The following is a 15,558-nucleotide window of genomic DNA, read 5'->3' on the forward strand; positions in this document are numbered from 1 at the left end:
GGATCCGCCCGGCGGGCGGGCCGGGGTCAGGCGCGGAGTTCGCGGACCGCGGCCGCGAACGCGTCACCGCGCTGGTTGTAGTTGGTGAACATGTCCATGGAGGCGCAGGCCGGAGCGAGGAGCACCGTGTCGCCGGCGACCGCGAGCCGCCGGGCCTCCGTCACCGCCTGGAGCATCGCCCCAGTGTCGGTCCGGTCGAGGTCGACGACGGGTACTTCCGGCGCGTGTCGCGCGAGGGCCTCGCGGATCAGGGCCCGGTCGGCACCGATCAGCACGACCGCGCGCAGCCGCCCGGCCGCGGTGGCGACCAGCTCGTCGAAGGTCGCGCCCTTGGCCAGTCCGCCCGCGATCCACACGATGGAGTCGTAGGCCGCCAACGAGGCCGCCGCGGCATGGGTGTTGGTGGCCTTGGAGTCGTCCACGTAGGCCACGCCGTCGATGTCGGCGACGTGCTCGATGCGGTGGGCGTCCGGCCGGAAGGAGCGCAGTCCGTCCCGTACGGCCGTGGCGGGCACCCCGAAGGCGCGCGCGAGGGCCGCCGCCGCGAGGGCGTTGGCGATGTTGTGCGGGGCCGGCGGGCGGACGTCGGAGACCTCGGCCAGCTCCTGCGCGTTCTTCTGCCGGTTCTCGACGAAGGCGCGGTCGACCAGGATGCCTTCCACGACGCCGAGTTGGGAGGGGCCCGGGGTGCCCAGGGTGAACCCGACGGCCCGGCAGCCCTCTTCGACGTCGGCCTCGCGCACCAGGTCCTCGGTGGCCTTGTCGGCCACGTTGTAGACGCAGGCGACCTTGTTGCCCTCGTAGATGCGGCCCTTGTCGGCGGCGTAGGCCTCCATGGAGCCGTGCCAGTCGAGGTGGTCGGGCGCGAGGTTGAGGACGGCGGCGGAGTGGGCGCGCAGCGAGGGCGCCCAGTGCAGCTGGTAGCTGGACAGCTCCACGGCGAGGACGTCGTACTCCTCCTCGCCGAGGACGGCGTCCAGCAGCGAGACGCCGATGTTGCCGACGGCCGCCGTGCGCAGGCCCGCCGCCTTCAGGATGGCGGCGAGCATCTGCACGGTGGTGGTCTTGCCGTTGGTGCCGGTGACGGCCAGCCAGGGGGCCGCGTCGGGCCCCCGCAGCCGCCAGGCCAGCTCCACGTCGCCCCAGACCGGGACGCCCGCCTCGGCCGCCGCCAGGAACAGCGGCTTGTCCGGCTTCCAGCCGGGGGCGGTGACGATCAGCTCGGTGCCCTCCGGGAGGGTCGCCCCGTCGCCCAGGCGCACGGTGATGCCGAGCGCCTCCAGGCCGGCGGCCTGCTCGCGGGCGCGGTCGTCGTCGCCGTCGTTGACGACGGTGACGAGCGCGCCGCGCGCGTGCAGTGCTTTCGCCGCCGGGACGCCGGAGACGCCGAGTCCCGCGACGGTGACGTGCTTGCCCTGGAAGTCGAAGGGCGCCGAGCCGGTGGTCACTTTTCCGCTGCCCATCCCGCGTAGAAGAGGCCGAGTCCGACGATCACGCAGATGCCTTGGATGATCCAGAAGCGGACCACGACCAGGACCTCGGACCAGCCCTTGAGTTCGAAGTGGTGCTGGAGTGGTGCCATCCGGAAGACGCGCTTGCCGGTGAGCCGGAAGGAGCCGACCTGGATGACGACCGACATGGTGATGAGGACGAACAGGCCGCCCATGATGGCCACCAGCAGCTCCGTGCGGGAGAGGATGGCCAGACCGGTGAGGACACCGCCGAGGGCGAGCGAGCCGGTGTCGCCCATGAAGATCTTCGCCGGCGAGGTGTTCCACCACAGGAAGCCGAGGCAGGCGCCCATCAGCGCGGACGCGACCACGGCGAGGTCGAGCGGATCGCGCACCTCGTAACAGGCGGCCGGGTTGGTCAGGGTCTGCGCGTTGGCGCAGGACTCCTGGTACTGCCAGACGCCGATGAAGGTGTAGGCGCCGAAGACGAGGACCGAGGCGCCGGTGGCGAGGCCGTCCAGACCGTCGGTGAGGTTCACGCCGTTCGACATCGCGAGGATCATGAACAGCGCCCAGACCACGAACAGCACCGGGCCGATGGACCAGCCGAAGTCCGTGATGAACGACAGCTTGGTGGAGGCCGGCGTGTTGCCGCGGGCGTCGGGGAACATCAGCGCCAGCACGGCGAAGGCGATGCCGACGATCAGCTGGCCCGCCATCTTCGCCTTGGCCCGCAGGCCCAGCGAACGCCGCTTGACGATCTTGATGTAGTCGTCCAGGAAGCCGACCAGGCCCATGCCGACCATCAGGCCGAGCACCAGCAGACCGGAGAACGTCGGCGGCTTGCCGGTGATCACCTTGGACAGGAAGTAGGCGGCGACCGTCGCCAGGATGAAGGCGATACCACCCATGGTCGGCGTACCGCGCTTGCTGGCGTGCTCGCGCGGGCCGTCGTCACGGATGTACTGGCCGTAGCCCTTGCGGGCCAGCAGCTTGATCAGCAACGGGGTGCCGACCAGGGTGAGGAAGAGGCCAATGACTCCCGAGAACAGGATCTGGTTCATCATCGGGCGGCAACCTCACCCTCGGCACCGGTCTCCAGCAGCGCCGCGGCGACGCCTTCGAGCCCCACCGACCGTGACGCCTTCACGAGGACGACGTCCCCCGGGCGCAACTCGCTGCGCAACAGGTCGATCGCCGCCTGTGCGTCGGACACGTGCACCGACTCCTCACCCCACGAACCCTCGTTATATGCGCCCAGTTGCAGCCAGGAGGCCTCAATCCCCCCGACGGCGACGAGCTTGCTGACGTTGAGCCGGACGGCGAGCCGTCCGACGGCGTCGTGCTCGGCGAGCGCCTCGTCCCCCAGCTCGGCCATCTTGCCGAGCACGGCCCACGTGCGCCGTCCCTTGCCCATGGCCACGAGCGCCCGAAGGGCGGCCCGCATGGACTCGGGGTTGGCGTTGTAGGCGTCGTTGACGATGGTCACGCCGTCCGGGCGCTCGGTGACCTCCATGCGCCAGCGGGAGAGGGAGCCCGCCCCGGAGAGCGCGGTGGCGATCTCTTCCGCGGACATGCCCAGCTCATGGGCGACGGCGGCCGCGGCGAGCGCGTTCGACACGTGATGCTCACCGTACAGGCGCATCGTCACATCAGCTGCACCGGAGGGTGTGTGAAGCCTGAAGGAAGGCTGTCCGGTGTCCGTGAGTCGTACATTCTCGGCGCGTACGTCCGCTTCGGCCGACTCTCCGAAAAGGACCACCTTCGCCTTGGTACGCGGTGCCATGGCCCGCACCAGCGGGTCGTCGGCGTTGAGGATCGCGGCGCCGTCCTCCGGCAGCCCCTCGATGATCTCGCCCTTGGCCTGCGCGATCTGCTCGCGCCCGCCGAACTCGCCGATGTGCGCGCTGCCGACGTTGAGGACGACGCCGATCCTCGGCGGGGTGAGGCCGGTGAGGTAGCGGATGTGGCCGATGCCGCGGGCGCCCATCTCCAGGACCAGGAAACGGGTTTCCTCGGTCGCGGTCAGGGCGGTCAGCGGCAGCCCGATCTCGTTGTTGAACGAGCCCGGCGTGAACACCGTCGGCGCCTTGGTGCTCAGCACCTGGGCGATGAGGTCCTTGGTGCTGGTCTTGCCCGCCGAGCCGGTCAGGGCGACGAGGGTGGCGCCGAGCCGGGCCACGACGTGCCGGGCGAGGGCGCCGAGGGCGCTCTGCACGTCCTCGACCACGATCGCGGGCACACCGACCGGACGCGACGCCAGTACGGCGACCGCGCCCGCCTCGACGACCTGCGGTGCGAAGTCGTGGCCGTCCACGCGCTCGCCGACGAAGGCGGCGAACAGGCTGCCGGGCACCACCTCCCGGGAGTCCCGGACGACCGGTCCGGTGACCCGCACGGACGGATCCGGTATGTCGTGCGTCTGCCCGCCGACGACAGCTGCGATCTCGGCGAGGGAGAGGGCGATCACAAGTTCATCCCTGAGTCTTCTGGATAGCTTCGCGAAGCACCTGGCGGTCGTCGAAGGGACGGACCACGCCGGCGATGTCCTGGCCCTGCTCGTGGCCCTTGCCCGCGACCAGCACGGTGTCGCCGGCCTGGGCGCGGCCCACGGCGGCGGCGATGGCGGCGGCCCGCTCCTCGAAGAGGAGCACTTCGCCGCGCTCGTGCGCGGGCACGGAGGCCGCGCCCTGGAGCATGGTCGCGAGGATCGCGAGCGGGTCCTCGGAGCGGGGGTTGTCGGAGGTGAGTACGGCCGTGTCGGCGAGCCGGGCCGCGGCGGCGCCCATCGGGGCGCGCTTGGTCTGGTCGCGGTCGCCGCCGCAGCCCAGGACGATGTGCAGCCGGCCCTTGGTGACCTTGCGCAGCGCCTTGAGCACCGACTCGACGGCGTCGGTCTTGTGGGCGTAGTCCACGACCGCGAGGTAGGGCTGCCCGGCGTCCACGCGCTCCAGGCGGCCGGGGACGCCCGGGACGGCGGCGATGCCGTCGGCGGCGGTCTGCGGGTCCAGTCCGGCCGCGGCCAGGGCGACGATGGCGGCGAGGGTGTTCGCCACGTTGAAGGGACCGGCCAGCGGCGACTTGGCCCGCACCCGTTCGCCGCGCGGTCCGAGGACGGTGAACGCCGAGTCCAGCGGGCCGACCTCGACGTGCTCGGCGCGCCAGTCGGCGTCCGGGTGGCCCTCGGCGGAGTAGGTGATGACGGGGACGGTGGCCTCGGCGGCGAGCCGGCGGCCCCACTCGTCGTCCACGTTGACGACGCCGAGTTTGCTGCGTTTCGGCGTGAACAGCTGCGCCTTGGCCCGGAAGTAGTCCTCCATGTCGGAGTGGAACTCCATGTGTTCCGGGCTGAGGTTGGTGAAGACCGCGATGTCGAAGACGCAGCCGTCGACCCGGCCGAGGACCAGGGCGTGGCTGGAGACCTCCATCGCGACGGCCTCGACGCCGCGTTCGCGCATGACGGCGAACAGGGCCTGGAGGTCGGTGGCTTCGGGGGTGGTGCGCTCGGACTTGATGCGCTCGTCGCCGATGCGCATCTCGACGGTACCGATGAGCCCGGTGGACTTCGCGGTCCGCAGGCCGCCCTCGACCAGGTACGCGGTGGTGGTCTTGCCGGAGGTGCCGGTGATGCCGATCTGGAGCAGTCCGCGGCCGGGGTGGCCGTAGATGGTGGCCGCCAGTTCGCCCATCCGGGCCCGCGGGTCGGGCACCACCAGGACCGGCAGTCCGGTCGCGGCGGCGCGCTCGGCGCCGGTCGGGTCGGTGAGCACGGCGGCCGCGCCGAGGCCGGCGGCCTGGGTGACGAAGTCGGCGCCGTGCAGGCGGGCGCCCGGGAGGGCGGCGTACAGGTCGCCGGGCCGGACGGCGCGCGAGTCGTGGGTGATCCCGGTGATCTCGGCGGCGGCGTCCGGGGCCGCGGCACCCAGCTGATCGGCCAGCTCCGCGAGGGGTGCGGCGGAGACGTGGACCGGTCGCGGCGGTCCCGGATAGGTCACGGAAGCGCCCTTCTGGGTGGTTTGGGACTGATCAGCGTGTGGCACGGCGGTGAGCGTACCGGGCGCACCACCTTCGGAGCGAAGCGAGGGCTCGGGGCCGTTCTGGTTCCCGGGTCCGGGGGTGATCGTTGTCACTGGCTGGTTCCTGGTGTTCGGTGCCGATCAGGGCTTGTAGTCGACGGGCAGGTTGGCGGGCGGCGCCCCGGTGGGCGGGACCTGGAGCGTCTTCAGGGCGAACTCCATGACCTTCTTGTAGATCGGTCCGCAGATCTGGCCGCCGAAGTAGCCTCCCGAGGTGGCGTTCTGGATGGCGCAGTAGACCGTGATGCGGGGCTTGTCCGCGGGGGCGAACCCGGCGAACGACGAGGTGTAGCCGCGGTACCTGCCGGTGGCCGGATCCACGCGGTTGGCGGTGCCGGTCTTGCCGGCCACGTTGTAGCCGGGGATGCGGGCCGAGATGCCGGTGCCCTGTTCGTCGTCCACCACGGACTCCAGCATCTCGGCGACCGACCTGGCGGTCTTCGCGCTGACGACCCTTGTCTCCTTGGGCTTCGGCGCGGGCGTGAACCGTCCGTCGGCCCCCTTGGTGCCGCGGACCAGGGTCGGCTCGATCCGTACGCCGTCGTTGGCGATGGTCGAGTACACGGAGGCGGCCTGGAGGGCGTTGATGGAGAAGCCCTGGCCGAAAGGGATCGTGTACTGCTGCGAGGTGGACCACTTCTGCGGCGGCGCGAGGATGCCCGGGGTCTCCCCGGGGAAGTGCAGCCCGGTGTAGCTGCCGATGCCGAACTTGCGCAGGTACGAGTAGAGCACCTTGTTGGCCTCCGGCTGGGTCTTGCCGAGCTGGCCGGTGGCGAGGATGGTGCCGATGTTGCTGGACTTGGCGAGCACGCCGTTGAGCGTGAGGTTCCAGGTGCGGTGGTCGATGTCGTCCTGGAAGAGCCGGTCGCCGCGGTGCAGCCGGTTGGGCACGACGACATGGGTGAGCGGGGTCGCCGCGTTCTCCTGGAGGACGGCCGCCATGGACATCACCTTGGCGGTGGAGCCGGGTTCGTAGGCGTCCTGGAGAGCCGCGTTGCCGAGGGCGTCGGGGTCGGCCTCGGACAGGTCGTTGGGGTCGAAGCCGGGCGAGTTGGCCAGGGCCAGGATCTGCCCGGTGCGGGTGTCCTGGACGACGACGTAGCCGCGGTCGGCCTTGGACTTCTTCACCTGCTCGGTGATCGCGTTCTGGGCCGCCCACTGGATGTCGCGGTCGATGGTCAGCTCGACGTCGGAGCCCGGCACGGCGGGCGTCTCGGCGGAGCCCGCGGTGGGCACCTCGCGGCCGCCGGACTGGGCGTAGCGGATCTTGCCGTTCTTCCCGGCGAGCTGCTTGTCCAGCATCTGCTCGATGCCGCCGCCGCCCTGGCCGGCGGCGTTGACCCAGCCCAGTATCCCGGCGGCCAGGTCGCCGTTGGGGTACACGCGCTGGCTGCTGGGGTCCGCGAAGACGCCGGCCAGCACGTTGACGGTGCCCGTCTTCTTGGCGAGCGCCGACTTCAGGTCCTTGATCTGCTTCCAGACCTGGGGGGTCTGCCGGGTGGCGAGGCGGGCGTAGCGGGAGTTCTTGTCGGCGGGCCGCAGCTTCTTCACCAGGGCGGCCTGGTCCTGGCCGAGGATCGGCGCGAGCAGGGCCGCGGCGCGCTCGGGACCGTCGGTGATCTTCAGCTGGCCGGGGCCGAACATCGTCGGGTCGGCCGTGATGTCGTAGGCGTCCTCGCTGACGGCGAGGGAGACGCCGTTGCGGTCGGTGATGCCGCCGCGCTCGGCGGTCAGCGTGTGGACGACATACCGGTTCTGCTCGGCCTTGGCGGTGTACGTGCCGGCCTGCACGGCCTGCACCTGGAGCAGCCGCACCACGAAGGTGAGCAGCACCAGGCCGAGGGCGAGGCCGACCAGGCGCAGCCGGGGCCGGGGGCTGCCGAGCCGGAGCGGGCGCTGGGCGGGCACCCGGCCCGCGCCGGGCCGCCGGACCGGTCGGGCGCCGGGCCCGGGCTGCCGCTGCGCGGCGCCGCGCGGCCGCGGCGGCTTCGCGGGCGCGGGCACGCGGCGCCGCGGCGGTTCCCTGTCGGACACTTCCGTCACCTGCCGGGGGTCGTCGGGGTGGGAGCGGACTGGGGGGTGGTGAGGCTCGGGGCGGCACCGTCCTGGGGGGCGGGGTCCTGGGAGCGGGCCGGGTCCTGCGGCCGGTCCGGGGTGGCGGGCAGGCCGGCCGGCGGGGTCAGGACGAGGGACTCGGGCGCGGGCGGGCCGGTGAGGGCGGCCGACTCGGGGGCGGCGACGCCGGGGACGCCCTTGACCGTGCCGTCGGGGGCGAGGAAGGCCGGGTCGCCGCCGGGCACCATGCCGAGTTCGCGGGCCCGGCGCTGGAGGGCGTCGGGGGACGAGTAGGCGTCGATGTCCCGTTGCAGGGCCTGTTCCTCGTCGGTGAGGTTCTTGGTCCGCTTCTGGAGGTCGGCCAGTTTGAAGGAGCCCTCGCTCAGCGCGGAGTTCAGCACCAGCAGCCCGATGAGGCCGCCGCCGAGGAGCAGCACGACGAGGAGCACGAACGGGGTGCGGGCCGCACGGGCCCGGCCGGCCGGGAAGAGCCGGGCGAGCCGGGCGGCCCTCCCCCTCAGTTCGGGTTTCCTAGGCACCGCTCCCCCAGTGAGTCCGGGAAACCAACCCACCCGTCTGGCTCACTCGGCGTCCTCCCTGATGCGCTCGGCGCCCCGCAGCCTCGCGGGGGCGGCCCGGCGGTTCTCGGCGATCTCTTCCTCGGTGGGAAGTTCGGCACCACGGGTGAGCAGCTTGAGCCGGGGCTGGTAGCGCTCGGGCACCACCGGCAGCCCGGGCGGCGCGGTGTTCGCCGCCCCGGCCGCGAAGACCTGCTTGACCAGCCGGTCCTCCAGCGAGTGGTACGACAGCACGGCGATCCGCCCGCCGACCGCGAGGGCCTTCACGGCGGCCGGGATCGCCCGCTCCAGGACGGACAGCTCGCCGTTGACCTCGATGCGCAGCGCCTGGAAGGTGCGCTTGGCCGGATTGCCGCCGGTGCGCTTGGCGGCCTGCGGCAGCGCGTCGCGGATCAGCTCCACGAGCCGGGCGCTGTTGCCGAACGGCTCCTTCTCGCGCTCGCGCACGATCGCCGAGACGATCCGCTTGGCCTGCTTCTCCTCGCCGTAGGCGCGCAGGATGCGCACCAGTTCGCCGGCCGGGTAGGTGTTGAGGACCTCGGCGGCGCTGATGCCGGTCGTCTGGTCCATGCGCATGTCGAGCGGCGCGTCCTGGGCGTAGGCGAAGCCGCGGCCGGCCTCGTCCAGCTGCATGGAGGAGACGCCGAGGTCGAACAGCACGCCCTGGACGCGCGGGACGCCGAGGCGGCCGAGGACGTCGGGCAGCTCGTCGTAGACCGCGTGCACCAGGGTGGCCCGCTCGCCGAAGGGCGCGAGGCGCTCGCCGGACAGGCGCAGCGCCTCCTTGTCCCGGTCGAGGCCGATCAGCCGGGCCTCGGGGAACCGGGCCAGCAGCGCCTCGCTGTGGCCGCCGAGGCCCAGGGTGCAGTCGACGACCACCGCTCCCGGGTGCTCCAGGGCGGGTGCCAGCAGGTCCAGGCACCGCTGGAGCATCACCGGGACGTGTCGACTCTCGCTCAAGGGGGCCTCTCATTCCGGCGAGGCGCCGTGCGCACCGCGGGCCCCCGCCGGCTCGTGAAGGGGGAGGCGGCCGGCGCCGGAAGCGTCTGCCGACCGGGGAGCGGAGGAGGCCGAGCCGTACGTACGCGCCGCGCACGCGGGGAGACGGTCCGGGCGGGTGCCGGGTCTCCGGGGTTGTCACCAGCGGGGAGGGCCACGCCTCCCGCTTCGCGTCACTTTAGTCCACGGTGTCTCGCGGTCAATCAACCGGCCTGCGCGTCGCGCAGCGACTCGCGGCGGGCGCCGTCTTTCGAACGGATTCACCCGTCCGGGCCACGTTTGCCGCCCCTATGGGGTAGCTCACAACAAGCCGCGATGACGTTCTTTGTCCGCTCTCACAGCGGGCCCCACCCGGGGTGACCAGTAACGTCGTGCGTATGACGACTTCCGCAGCAGCTTCCACTGGAACCGAAGGCGCCATAACCGGTGACGGCACCGTGACGGACCGCCTGGTCGACTCCAACCGGCGCTACGCCGCCGAGTTCACCGACCCCGGCATGGACGCCCGTCCGGTCCTCAAGGTCGCGGTCGTGGCCTGCATGGACGCCCGTCTCGACCTGCACGCCGCGCTCGGCCTCCAGCTGGGCGACTGCCACACCATCCGCAACGCGGGCGGCGTGGTCACCGACGACGTGATCCGGTCGCTGACCGTCAGCCAGCGGGCGCTGGGCACCCGCAGCGTCGTCCTCATCCACCACACCGGCTGCGGCATGGAGACCATCACCGAGGACTTCCGGCACGACCTGGAGATGGAGGTCGGCCAGCGCCCGGCGTGGGCGGTGGAGGCCTTCCGCGACGTCGACCAGGACGTGCGGCAGTCGATGCAGCGGGTGCGCACCTCGCCGTTCCTGCTGCACACCGACGACGTGCGCGGCTTCGTCTTCGACGTGCGCACCGGTCTGCTGCGCGAGGTCGACCCCGCCTGACCGCGGTCCCGGCCGGCCCGGCCGCTTCCGGTACCGACATCACTCGAAAACGTGGGCGAAAACCCCGTACGACCGACATCGTGCGGGCAGTTGTCCACAGGCGAGTGACACGAATCGGTAACGGCGGCAAGAATGCGGGGTGAGGCATCACGCGGAACGTTCCCGCGTGGTGTCCCGTGTTCCGGGCGGGCCGGCCACGCGACGTGCGGGCCGGCCCTGGCAGAACGGGCCGAGGAGGGCCGGGTGACGACCTATGACGATCGTGCGAACCTCAGTGAGCTGAGCGCCACGGTGGAGCGGGTGCGCGGTTCGGTGGAGGGCGTGATCGAGGGCAAGCCCGAGGTCGTACGGCTCGCCCTGACCGTGCTGCTCGCCGAGGGACATCTGCTCATCGAGGACGTCCCGGGCGTGGGCAAGACGATGCTCGCCAAGGCGCTGGCGCGGTCCATCGACTGCTCGGTGCGGCGCATCCAGTTCACTCCCGACCTGCTGCCCTCGGACATCACCGGCGTCTCCATCTGGGACCAGCAGCGCCGGGACTTCGAGTTCAAACCGGGCGCGGTCTTCGCGCAGATCGTGATCGGCGACGAGATCAACCGCGCCTCGCCCAAGACCCAGTCGGCGTTGCTCGAATCCATGGAGGAGCGCCAGGTCACCATCGACGGGCAGACCTACGAACTGCCCAGCCCCTTCATGGTGGTGGCCACGCAGAACCCGGTCGAGATGGAGGGCACCTACCCGCTGCCCGAGGCCCAGCGCGACCGCTTCATGGCCCGCGTCTCCGTCGGCTACCCGAGCGTGGACGCCGAGCTGCGCATGCTGGACGTGCACGGCGGCACCAGCCCCCTGGAGGACCTCCAGCCGGTGGCGCACGCGCACGAGATCGTGAAGCTGATCGAGGCGGTGCGCGGGGTGCACGTCGCCGAGCCGGTGCGCCGGTACGCGGTGGAGCTGGTCGCCGCCACCCGCGCCCACCCCGACCTCAGACTCGGCGCCTCGCCGCGCGCCACGCTGCACCTGCTGCGCGCCGCGAAGGCGTCCGCCGCCCTGGCGGGCCGGGAGTACGCGCTGCCCGACGACGTACGGGAACTCGCCGTGGCCGTCCTCGCGCACCGGCTGCTGCCCACCGCCCAGGCCCAGCTCAACCGCCGCGGCGCGGAGCAGGTGGTGCAGGAGATCCTCCAGCGCACCCCGGTGCCCACGGCCCCGGGCCGGCACGGCGGCCTCGACGGCGTCCCGGCCTATCCCCAGCAGCCCCCGCGGGGTCTGTGATGAGCGCCGGGGGGACGGAGCGGGCGGCGGCCGAGCAGGGGGAGGCGGGCGGGGTCCGCGCCGCGCTGGCCGGTCTGACCACCCGCGGCCGCTCCTTCCTCGCGGCCGGGATCGCCGCCGCGATCTGCGCCTACGTGCTGGGCCAGAGCGATCTGCTGCGGGTCGGGCTGCTGCTGGCCGCGCTGCCGCTGATCTGCGCGGCCGTGCTGTACCGCACCCGCTACCGGGTCTCCGGCACCCGGCGGCTCTCCCCCGCGCGCGTCCCGGCCGGCGGCGAGGCCCGGGTCCTGCTGCGCATGGACAACGTCTCCCGGCTGCCCACCGGGCTGCTGATGCTCCAGGACCGGGTGCCCTATGTGCTCGGGCCGCGGCCCCGGTTCGTGCTGGACCGGGTGGAGCCGGGCGGCCGCCGCGAGGTGTCCTACCGGGTCCGCTCGGACCTGCGCGGCCGCTATCCGCTGGGCCCGCTCCAGCTGCGGCTCACCGATCCCTTCGGGATGTGCGAACTCACCCGTTCCTTCTCGGCGTTCGACACCCTCACCGTCATCCCGCGGGTGACCCCGCTGGATCCGGCCCGGTTCGGCGGCGAGGCCAGGGGCTACGGCGAGGGCCGGCAGCGCGCGCTCGCGCTCGCGGGCGAGGACGACGTGATCCCGCGCGGCTACCGCTACGGCGACGACCTGCGCCGGGTGCACTGGCGGTCCACCGCGCGCTACGGCGAGCTGATGGTGCGCCGCGAGGAGCAGCCCCGCCGGGCCCGCTGCACCGTGCTGCTGGACACCCGGGGCGGCGCCTACGAGGGCGCGGGCCCCGACTCGGCCTTCGAGTGGGCCGTCGCCGGCGCGGCCTCGGTGCTGGTGCACATGCTCGAACGCGGCTTCGCGGTACGGCTGCTGACGGACACCGGCAGCGTGGTGCCCGGCGAGAGCGCGGACGGCTTCTCGGCCGGCGGCCAGGAGGCGGCGGACGCGGCGGGGCTGATGCTGGACGCCCTCGCGGTGATCGACCACTCCGACGGCGAGGACCTGTCCCGTGCCTGTGAGGCACTGCGCGACGGCGGCGAGGGCCTGCTGATCGCCTTCCTCGGCGACCTGGACGAGGAACAGGCCGGTACGGTCGCCCAGCTGAACCGGCGCGGCGGCGCGCTCGCCTTCGTCCTCGACCCGGACACCTGGACCCGCGAGCCCGCCGCGGCGCCTCCCCCGGACGACCCGCACACCGCGCGGCTGAGACTGCTGCGCGAGGCGGGCTGGACGGCCCTGGACGTCCCCCGCGGCGCCCCGCTGGACGAGCTGTGGCGCCGGGCGGACCGGGACCGCGCGGGCCTGGCGGCCATGACGGGGGAGGCGCGCGGATGAGCGGCCGGACGGGAACGCGGCGGCCGGGGGCGGCCCCGGGCGCCACGGCACGGAGGGCACCGGCAGGGCCGTCCCGGTGCGGGGCGAGCAGGGCGCGGGCCGCCTCGCCCGCACCCTGCCGGAAGGGCACGGGCACGGCCGTCCTGCCGCCCGGCCGGGGAGACGCGGGCGGCGCAGGCCGTGGTGAGCGGGGAGGCGGGGGCGTGTACGGGCGGGTGCGGGCGCGGGTCGTCGGAAAGGCACGGGGATGAGCGGGCGGGCGCGGTTGTCCCTGTGCGCGGCCGCGGCCACGCTGATGGCCTCGTGCGCGCTGTTGCCGCTGGTGAACGGCCCGTCCTGGCTGCTGGAGCTGATCTTGCTGGTGGTCGTGCAGACCGGGGTGGGCGCGGCGGCCCGGCGGGTGCCGCTCGCCCGGCCGCTGACCGTGGCGGCACAGGCCGTGGTCACCCTGCTGCTGCTCACCCTGGTCTTCGCCCGCGGGCACGCGCTCGCCGGGCTGATCCCCGGCCCGGACACCTTCCGGTACTTCGCCGAGCTGCTCCGGCAGGGCTCCCAGGACGTCGGCCAGTACGCGATACCGGCCCCGCTGACCGACGGCATCCGGCTGATGCTGATCGGCGGAGCGCTGCTGATCGGCCTGCTGGTGGACGCGCTCGCGGTGACCTACCGCAGTGCCGCCCCGGCCGGGCTGCCGCTGCTCGCGCTGTACTCGGTGGCGGCGGGCCTGTCCCAGGGCAGCGCCGACTGGCTGTGGTTCCTGGTGGCGGCGGGCGGCTATCTGATGCTGCTGCTCGCGGAGGGCCGGGACCGGCTCGCCCAGTGGGGCCGGGTCTTCGGCAGCGGGTCCCGCCCCGCCGAGGGCGGCCGGGACGGCGTGGTGGCCCCGGTGCGCACCGGTCGCCGGATCGGCGCGGTCGCCCTCGGAGTGGCGCTGCTGGTGCCGCTCGTGCTGCCCGCGATGCAGGGCGGCCTGCTGAGCAGGACCGGCACCGGAGTCGGCGCGGGCTCCGGCCGCGGGGGCACGATCTCCGCCGTCAACCCGCTGGTCTCGCTGCGCGACAGCCTGAACACCAGCGACGACCGCACGGTGCTGTCCCTGCGCACCACCAGCACCGACATCTCCGACCTGTATCTGCGGATCGTCTCCCTGGACGACTTCGACGGCACCACCTGGAAACCGGCCCAGCGGCACGTGGTCGACGTGCCGAACACGTTCCCGACGCCGCTCGGGCTGGGCCCGGACGTCCGGCGGGACACCGTGCGGACCACCGTCAGGGCGGCGGACTGGTACGCGCAGGACTGGCTGCCGATGCCCTATCCGCCGAGCGGGGTGCGCATCGACGGCAGCTGGCGGTACGAACCGGCCGGCATGACGCTGGTCGGCGACCACGGCCAGACCACGCGCGGCAAGACGTACCAGGTGACCAGCCTGGACGTGCGGCCCACGGCGCAGCAGCTGGCGGCCGCGCCCGAGCCGCCGAAGGCGCTGCTCCGCGAGTTCACCCGGGTGCCGTCCACGCTGCCCGGGGTGGTGGCACGGACCGCCCGCGAGGTCACGGCGGGCGCCGCCAACCACTACGAGGAGGCGGTGCGGCTCCAGGACTGGTTCTCCGTCGACGGGGGTTTCCAGTACGACACCCAGGTGGAGGCCGGCGGCGGTCCGGACGCCATAGCGAACTTCCTGAAGAAGAAGGAGGGTTTCTGCGTCCACTTCTCCTTCGCGATGGCGGCGATGGCCCGCACCCTCGGCATCCCGGCCCGGGTGGCGGTGGGCTTCGCGCCCGGCACCGCGCAGGCCGACGGCTCGGTGGCGGTGAGCCTGAAGGACGCGCACGCCTGGCCCGAGCTGTACTTCCAGGGCGTGGGCTGGACCCGCTTCGAGCCGACCCCGTCCCGGGGCGTGGTGCCGTCGTACACCCAGTCGGTCACGCCCGGCACCTCGCAGCCGGACCAGTCCCTGCCGTCCAAGCACGGCTCCGCGGCACCCTCGGCGGCCCCCTCGGCCGACGGGACGTGCGCGGGCCGGCCGGAGAACTGCGACGCGCCGTCGGCCGCGGCGGTCCCGGCGGGCGGCGGCAGCGGCCCCGGGCCGTGGTGGTTCGCGCTCGTCGCGCTGGCCGTGCTGGTGGTGCTCGCGGTCCCGTTGTCGCCGCTGCTGTGGCGGGCCCGGATGCGTTCGGTGCGGCTCGGCGGGCACGCCCGCGGGGCGCAGGGCGCGGCGGCGCACACGCTGGCCGCCTGGCAGGAGCTGACGGACAGCGCCTGGGACCTGGGCATCGCGCCGGACGATTCGCTGACCCCGCGCGGCGCCGCCGAGCGGATCGTCCGCCTGGGCCGCCTCGACCGGCCGGCCGAGGCGGCGGTGCACCGCGTCGCGGACGCGCTGGAGCAGGTCCTGTACGCGCCTCGGCCCCGGCCGGCCGGGGGCGTGGCCGAGGACGTCCGCCGGGCGACGGGGGCCCTCCACGCCGCGGCCGGCCGGGGCGCCCGCCTCAGGGCGCGCCTGCTGCCGCGTTCGGCGGTCCGGTTGCTGTGGGCGACGTCGGCCCACTGGTCCGCGCTGCGGGCCAGGGCGGCCCGGATGCGGCCCGTGGTACGGCGGGCGGCGGATCAGTGACCCGGGGTGGCGGTGGGTTCCCCCGGGCCACCGCCACCCCGGTTTCCCGTTCGTCCCCGGGCACGCTGGTCTTCGGCGTGGGGGCCGGGCGCGGTGGTCTCCGGCGTGGGGGCCGGGCGCGGTGGTCTCCGGTCCGGGGGCCGGGCACGGCGTGCCCCTGTGCTTCCCGGGCGTAGCCGGAGGCGGTGTTTTCCGGGCCGGGGCCGAGCACATCGCGCTCCTGGGC

Annotated in this window: 11 protein-coding genes; 4 read left to right on the forward strand and 7 right to left on the reverse strand. The window is 73.5% G+C overall.

Annotation, left to right across the window (positions count from 1 at the left end; genetic code table 11):
* Nucleotides 1-26: 26 nt before the first annotated feature.
* The 7 genes from murD to rsmH all read right to left on the reverse strand — a co-directional run bounded on the left by murD (nucleotide 27) and on the right by rsmH (nucleotide 9,120).
* Complete coding sequence (gene murD, locus BLW85_RS12325) at nucleotides 27-1,463, reverse strand: UDP-N-acetylmuramoyl-L-alanine--D-glutamate ligase (protein WP_070028587.1); 1,437 nt, start codon at nucleotides 1,461-1,463, stop codon at nucleotides 27-29.
* Nucleotides 1,445-2,518, reverse strand: coding sequence for a phospho-N-acetylmuramoyl-pentapeptide-transferase (mraY, locus tag BLW85_RS12330; RefSeq protein ID WP_074992062.1), 1,074 nt, complete (start codon nucleotides 2,516-2,518; stop codon nucleotides 1,445-1,447). The genes murD and mraY overlap by 19 nt, the downstream gene beginning before the upstream one ends.
* Nucleotides 2,515-3,921 (reverse strand): UDP-N-acetylmuramoyl-tripeptide--D-alanyl-D-alanine ligase, encoded by a 1,407-nt coding sequence (locus BLW85_RS12335; RefSeq protein WP_074992063.1) that lies wholly within the window; start codon nucleotides 3,919-3,921, stop codon nucleotides 2,515-2,517. Before BLW85_RS12335 ends, mraY begins: the two co-directional genes overlap by 4 nt.
* A gap of 4 nt (nucleotides 3,922-3,925) precedes the next feature.
* Entirely contained in the window at nucleotides 3,926-5,446 is a 1,521-nt protein-coding gene (locus tag BLW85_RS12340; RefSeq protein ID WP_070028590.1) for a UDP-N-acetylmuramoyl-L-alanyl-D-glutamate--2,6-diaminopimelate ligase, read from the reverse strand.
* Nucleotides 5,447-5,608: 162 nt separating this feature from the next.
* Entirely contained in the window at nucleotides 5,609-7,561 is a 1,953-nt protein-coding gene (locus BLW85_RS12345) for a peptidoglycan D,D-transpeptidase FtsI family protein (protein WP_279628592.1), read from the reverse strand.
* 5 nt (nucleotides 7,562-7,566) lie between these two features.
* Nucleotides 7,567-8,121, reverse strand: coding sequence for a cell division protein FtsL (gene ftsL / locus BLW85_RS12350; protein ID WP_074992065.1), 555 nt, complete (start codon nucleotides 8,119-8,121; stop codon nucleotides 7,567-7,569).
* 42 nt (nucleotides 8,122-8,163) lie between these two features.
* The gene (rsmH, locus tag BLW85_RS12355) at nucleotides 8,164-9,120 is read right to left on the reverse strand and encodes a 16S rRNA (cytosine(1402)-N(4))-methyltransferase RsmH (RefSeq protein WP_071828673.1); all 957 of its coding nucleotides are present in this window, start codon (nucleotides 9,118-9,120) and stop codon (nucleotides 8,164-8,166) included.
* Nucleotides 9,121-9,536: 416 nt separating this feature from the next.
* Here rsmH and BLW85_RS12360 point away from each other — a divergent pair, with 416 nt between their 5' ends.
* The 4 genes from BLW85_RS12360 to BLW85_RS12375 all read left to right on the forward strand — a co-directional run bounded on the left by BLW85_RS12360 (nucleotide 9,537) and on the right by BLW85_RS12375 (nucleotide 15,332).
* Nucleotides 9,537-10,085 carry a beta-class carbonic anhydrase gene (locus BLW85_RS12360; protein ID WP_070028593.1) on the forward strand — a complete coding sequence of 183 codons (549 nt, stop codon included), beginning with the start codon at nucleotides 9,537-9,539 and terminating at the stop codon, nucleotides 10,083-10,085.
* A 243-nt stretch (nucleotides 10,086-10,328) separates the two neighbouring features.
* The gene (locus tag BLW85_RS12365; RefSeq protein WP_074992066.1) at nucleotides 10,329-11,357 is read left to right on the forward strand and encodes an AAA family ATPase; all 1,029 of its coding nucleotides are present in this window, start codon (nucleotides 10,329-10,331) and stop codon (nucleotides 11,355-11,357) included.
* The gene (locus BLW85_RS12370; protein ID WP_074992067.1) at nucleotides 11,357-12,715 is read left to right on the forward strand and encodes a DUF58 domain-containing protein; all 1,359 of its coding nucleotides are present in this window, start codon (nucleotides 11,357-11,359) and stop codon (nucleotides 12,713-12,715) included. Before BLW85_RS12365 ends, BLW85_RS12370 begins: the two co-directional genes overlap by 1 nt.
* Nucleotides 12,716-12,962: 247 nt before the next feature.
* Complete coding sequence (locus BLW85_RS12375) at nucleotides 12,963-15,332, forward strand: transglutaminase TgpA family protein (RefSeq protein ID WP_074992068.1); 2,370 nt, start codon at nucleotides 12,963-12,965, stop codon at nucleotides 15,330-15,332.
* Nucleotides 15,333-15,558: the final 226 nt, after the last annotated feature.

Origin of the sequence: Streptomyces misionensis, from assembly GCF_900104815.1 — a bacterium.
Lineage (GTDB): Bacteria > Actinomycetota > Actinomycetes > Streptomycetales > Streptomycetaceae > Streptomyces > Streptomyces misionensis.